Here is a 5,201-nt window from a genome sequence, read left to right as displayed (position 1 = left end):
CCGGCTTCACCGGTGCAATGGCCTTCAAGGACTTGATGCTTTCCTCGATGCTGCTTCCGGCCACGGTCCCGAGGATCACGATATCGGCGCAGGCTATTTCGCTGCCTTCAGCCTCGGTCGCTTCCTTGATGCCGCTATGGGAGCCAATGATCGTAAATGAATCGGGTGGAGCTATCTTGATCAGACGGGCACGGTCTGCGCTGTTCTCGTCGATGTGCAGAACTCTTATCATTCCGGTGCCATGCCTCGGGTTTTGAAATCTCTTGAAGGTCTTATCTACAGGCCTCGTTGCAGCCGCGAAGCTACCCCGATCCGGTACTGCTTGTAAGCCATCCGATCAGCTTAGTCCGGCCGATAGGACGGCATGGGAGTGCGTCGCACTGTATCCGCAATGCGCGGAATATTTTATATGCGGGATGTTTTAATCCGATTTCCCATGACCCCGGAGAGGGCAGGGTGCACGGGGTCCGGATATCAGGCCAGCATACCGTCCGCGACGCCGGTTATGAACACAGCCAGGATCATGTCGAGCAGGACGACGCCGGCGGCTGAACCGCCGTTTATGTCCAGCGTGGTCCGGGCGATGAACCACTGGTACATCAGCACCAGCGTCGTGACGGCGAGCACCAGCCCTTCGCCCAGGCCTTCGGGCAACAAGCCTGAGTCGGCGATCGCAACCACGGGCAGGTAGACACCCATCTGGATGACGGACGACCAGTTGTAGGCGCTGAGGAAATCGAAGTACCGCCCAGCCCGGTCGAGCAGCCCAGAGACGTGGAACATCACCAGCGGGAAGGCGGTCCAGCTTATGACATAGGCGAGGCCTTCGACCGTGACGAAGCGGAGCAGCGAGACTTCCGGCAGAACGTCCCACAGCCGCAGGACGACCAGAACAGCGTAGGCCGGCAGGACGATCAGGGCGGCATTGAACGAACGGATGGCGCCTTCCGGCGAGCGGTCGAGATAGCTGAGCCCCGTCTTGTCCAGCATCGCAAGCCGGTATGCGCCGAAGATCGAGTAGACCGTTTCCCGTGCCGTCAGCGTCATGCCCTGGGGCTCGCATTCTTGTGAGGGGCGCCATCGCGGCCGAAGAAGCCGTCGATGACGGCCTCGTAGACGTCGGTCAGCTTTTCCACGTCGGCCACGGCGACATGCTCGTCGACCTTGTGCATGGTCTGGCCGACTATGCCGAATTCCACTACCGGACAATGGTTCTTGATGAAGCGGGCATCGGACGTTCCGCCCGTGGTGCTGAGTTCCGGACGGTGCCCGGTCACGCGCTCGACCGCGCCGGAGACGAGATCGCTCAACTCGCCGGGCGGCGTCAGGAAAGATTCGCCGCTGACCCGGAAGCTCAGGTCATACCGGCCGCCGACGGCGTCGCAGGTCCGGCGTATCAAGTCCTTCAGCGTGTCGGACGTATGCTCGTCGTTGAACCGGATGTTGAAGCTGGCGGATCCCTTGGCCGGGATCACGTTGTCGGCCGGGTTGCCGGCATCGATCGTCGTGATCGCCAAGGTGGAGGGCTGGAAATGCTCGTTGCCCCGGTCCAGCGGTTCGGCGGTCAGGGCGGCCAGCATCCTGACCAGGCGGGGCAGGGGGTTGTCGGCCAGATGCGGGTAGGCGACATGGCCCTGGGTGCCGTGGACCGTCAGATATCCCGTGATGCTGCCGCGCCGTCCGACCTTGATCATCTCGCCGAGGTAATTGGGGTTGGTCGGCTCGCCCACGATGCAGGCGTCCAGCACCTCGCCCTTTTCCGCCAGCCAGTCCAGCACCTTGCGGGTGCCGTTGATGGCGGGGCCTTCCTCGTCGCCGGTGATCAGCAGGCTGATCGAGCCCGCCGGCGCACCCTTGGCCGCCAGCGTCCGTCCCGAAGCCGCGACGAAGGCGGCGATCGCGGCCTTCATGTCCGAGGCGCCCCGGCCGTAAAGCTTGCCGTCTTCGATCTTTCCCCCGAACGGGTCGGCAGCCCAGGCGGAAGGATCGCCCGGCGGCACGACATCGGTGTGGCCGGCGAAGCAGAGGTTGGGGCCGGAGGTGCCCAGCCTTGCGTACAGGTTGTCGATCGGCGGCGTGCCCTCGGCTTCGAAGGTCAGCCGGTGGCAGACGAAGCCCAGCGGCTCCAGCGTTCGGACCAGGACGTCGAGCGCCCCGGCATCGGCGGGAGTGACGCTCGGGCAGCGGACCAGCGCCTGGGTCAGCTCGACCGGATCGGCAACCTGCACGGAGGCCATCAGGCGCGCAGCAGTTCGTTGATCGAGGTCTTGGACCGGGTCCGCTCATCGACCTGCTTGACGATCACGGCGCAGTACAGGCTGGGGCCGGGGCTGCCGTCCGGCAGCGCCTTGCCGGGCATCGTGCCGGAAACGACGACGGAATAGGGCGGCACGCGGCCGTACAGGATCTCGCCGGTCTCGCGGTTCACGATCTTGGTGGAAGCGCCGAGATAGACGCCCATCGACAGGACGGAGCCGGTCTCGACCCGGACGCCTTCAGCCACCTCAGCGCGGGCGCCGATGAAGCAATTGTCCTCGATGATGACGGGGCCGGCCTGGAGCGGTTCCAGCACGCCGCCGATGCCGGCGCCGCCGGAGATGTGGCAGTTCTTCCCGATCTGGGCGCAGGACCCGACCGTGGTCCAGGTGTCGACCATGGTGCCGCTGTCGACATAGGCTCCGATGTTGACGAAGCTCGGCATCAGGACGACGCCGGGGGCGATATAGGCGGAGCGGCGGACCACGGCGTTGGGGACGGCGCGGAAGCCGGCTTCCCGGAAGCGGGCGTCGTCCCAGCCGGCGAACTTGGACGGCACCTTGTCGAACCACACCGACTGGCCCAGGACCGGATCGACCGGACCGCCGGGGATCGTCGTCATGTCGTTCAGGCGGAACGACAGCAGCACGGCCTTCTTGAGCCACTGGTTGACCTGCCAATCGTCGCCGTTGCGCTCCGCCACGCGGAAGCGGCCCTCGTCAAGACCGGCCAGTGCGGCTTCCACGGCATCGCGGACGGCGCCCTTGGTTCCGGTATTGAGCTGGTCGCGGTTTTCCCAGGCGGTTTCAATGGCATTCTGGAGATCGGTGGTCATGGCAGGTTCGGGTCCGGCTTCTAATGCGGTGACAGGAGCGATGGAACCGGAACATGGGTCACCGGCAATCCCACTGTCAACTGCCCACTGGTGACCGGGAAGACGGAGATATAGCTCAATCGGACGAATTCGCCGCCGAAGTCAGGTCGGCCAGCCAGGCAGTCAGATCGTCCACCGCATGGTCGATATGCTCGCCGGTGCCGACGCCGCCCCGGTCCGGGCGGGCGTAATCGATCTCCGACCTGACCCAGACCGTCGTCATGCCCAGTGCCGCCGCCGGGACCAGGTTGCGGGCGATGTCCTCGACCATGCACGCGCCATGGGGATCGATGCCGTGCAGGTCGATCAGATGGGCATAAGGACGCGGGTCGGGCTTGGGCACGTAGCCGGCGGCGACGATGTCGTAGATCACATCGAAATGCCGCGCGATGCCCAGCCGGTTCAGCACGTTGTCGGCATGCCGGCACGACCCGTTGGTGTAGATCACCTTGCGGCCGGGCAGCCGTTCCAGCGCCGTATCCAGCTCGGGGCTGGGGTTCACCGGCGTCATGTCGATATCGTGGACGTAGTCCATGAAGGCGATCGGATCGACGTCGTGCTCCGTCATCAGGCCGCGCAGCGTCGTGCCGTAATCGCGGAAATACTGCTTCTGCCGGCGCCGCGCCTCGTCCCAAGGCAGGTCGAAGCGCTCGCCGATGAACTCCGTCATCCGCTGGTCGATCTGGCTGAACAGGTTGCTGGCCGCCGGGTAGAGCGTATTGTCGAGATCGAAGATCCACACCTCGATCGACGAAAGCGGCGTGGGCCGGCGGGTATGGGTATCGGGCTGGGGCGTGCTGGGCTGGGTCATGGGGTGACAATGGCGCGGCGCAGGCGATCCGGCAAGTCTCTCCATCGCCGCTTTCGAAAGCGGGCATTGCGCCTCCATGGCGCCGCAATCATGTATTATCGTCAAGCTATTCAACTTATCACCGCTTCGGCGGTTTTGACGGATATGAGCGGAATGAAGACTGTGGCGGCGATGCGCAACGCGGCAATGGGCGTATTGATCCTGGCGGGGGCGGGCTTGAGCGCCGGGCTTCCCCACGGTGCCCCGGCCAGCGCACAGGTTGCGGCTGGTCAGGACGTGACGGCGGTAAGCGAAACCTTCATCGCGGCCCGGCAGGCATTGCTGGCGAAGGATGGCCGGAGCGTGCTGGAACTGCTGTCCAGGGACAGCATCGCCCGCGTTGAGCGGACGCGCAAGGCGGCGCTCAGCGGCGATATCACGGGATTGCCGCCGTCGGAAAAGTTCGGCGCCATGGGGCTTCAGCGCTTCCTGAAGCCGGCGGACCTGAAGCGGATGACTCCGGCGCAGATCGTCGAGTTCGGTCTCCAGAACAACTGGCTCGGCCCCAACGTCATCACCCAGGCGGGTATGGAGAAGGTATCGGTGCGCGGCGACCGCGCCAGCGGCACGCTGGTCGTGAACCGGCGCCCCGTCATGGTCCCGGCGGATTTCGTCCGCGAGGGCGGCGACTGGCGGGTCGACCTGACCCGCGCCATGGACCTGACCGACGCCATCGTGCGCGGCACCGCCATGGCGACCAAGCGGAGCGAGGACGCGGTCGTCCGCGACATCCTCGACCGCGCCATCCAGAACCAGGCGCCGCGTTGAGCGGCGCCGAGGCCGGGCGCATGCCCGGCCGTCATGCTTCCAGCAGTCGTGATGCGGCCACTCTCCCAAACCGCCATGCAGCCACTCTCAAATCGTCATGCCAAGACTTGATCTTGGCATCTCTTGGTAGAGGCGGGCGGGGAGACTTCAGCCCAGAGCTTCATCGCGTCAGTTAAGCCTTCGCCGGGAGATACCAAGATCAAGTCTTGGTATGACGAAAAATGTCATGACGAACAGCGGCATGACGGAATGCCGCACAATGGATTTTGGGAACGGAAGCTGCTACGCCCCGACGGCGTCCGGCTTACGTCCGGTCGCCCGTTCCCAATCTCCTACTCCCGCCCGATCAGGGTGCCGGCGCCGCCTTCGGTGAAGATTTCCAGCAGCAGGGCATGGGGGACGCGGCCGTCGAGGATGACGGCGGCGTCCACGCCCTGTTCCACCGCCGAGATG

General features: G+C 65.0%; 6 protein-coding genes and 1 pseudogene. 1 reads left to right on the top strand and 6 read right to left on the bottom strand.

Annotated elements, in window-relative coordinates; genetic code table 11:
* From AC5JJ6_RS40425 to AC5JJ6_RS40405, 5 genes are all read right to left on the bottom strand, one after another.
* Window positions 1-232: hypothetical protein (locus AC5JJ6_RS40425; protein WP_496047466.1), on the bottom strand; the 232-nt coding region annotated here is incomplete at its 3' end.
* 242 nt (window positions 233-474) lie between these two features.
* Entirely contained in the window at window positions 475-1,047 is a 573-nt protein-coding gene (locus AC5JJ6_RS40420) for a hypothetical protein (RefSeq protein ID WP_496047465.1), read from the bottom strand.
* Window positions 1,044-2,237, bottom strand: a complete 1,194-nt coding sequence (gene dapE, locus AC5JJ6_RS40415; RefSeq protein WP_496047464.1) for a succinyl-diaminopimelate desuccinylase — start codon at window positions 2,235-2,237, stop codon at window positions 1,044-1,046. The genes AC5JJ6_RS40420 and dapE overlap by 4 nt, the downstream gene beginning before the upstream one ends.
* Entirely contained in the window at window positions 2,237-3,091 is an 855-nt protein-coding gene (gene dapD, locus AC5JJ6_RS40410; RefSeq protein ID WP_496047463.1) for a 2,3,4,5-tetrahydropyridine-2,6-dicarboxylate N-succinyltransferase, read from the bottom strand. Before dapD ends, dapE begins: the two co-directional genes overlap by 1 nt.
* 115 nt (window positions 3,092-3,206) lie before the next feature.
* Complete coding sequence (locus AC5JJ6_RS40405) at window positions 3,207-3,941, bottom strand: pyrimidine 5'-nucleotidase (protein ID WP_496047462.1); 735 nt, start codon at window positions 3,939-3,941, stop codon at window positions 3,207-3,209.
* Between the two features lie 153 nt (window positions 3,942-4,094).
* On the opposite strand from AC5JJ6_RS40405, the gene AC5JJ6_RS40400 reads away from it, so the two are divergent.
* Window positions 4,095-4,748: a hypothetical protein gene (locus AC5JJ6_RS40400; RefSeq protein ID WP_496047461.1), complete on the top strand. Its 654-nt coding sequence runs from the start codon at window positions 4,095-4,097 to the stop codon at window positions 4,746-4,748.
* 332 nt (window positions 4,749-5,080) lie between these two features.
* On the opposite strand, the pseudogene AC5JJ6_RS40395 reads toward AC5JJ6_RS40400, so the two are convergent.
* Window positions 5,081-5,201, bottom strand: a pseudogene (locus AC5JJ6_RS40395) (acetylglutamate kinase); the annotation flags it as partial.

Source organism: Skermanella sp. (genome assembly GCF_059503625.1).
The sequence above is the reverse complement of the archived record's forward strand: the minus strand, read 5'-3'. Positions and strand labels throughout refer to the sequence as shown.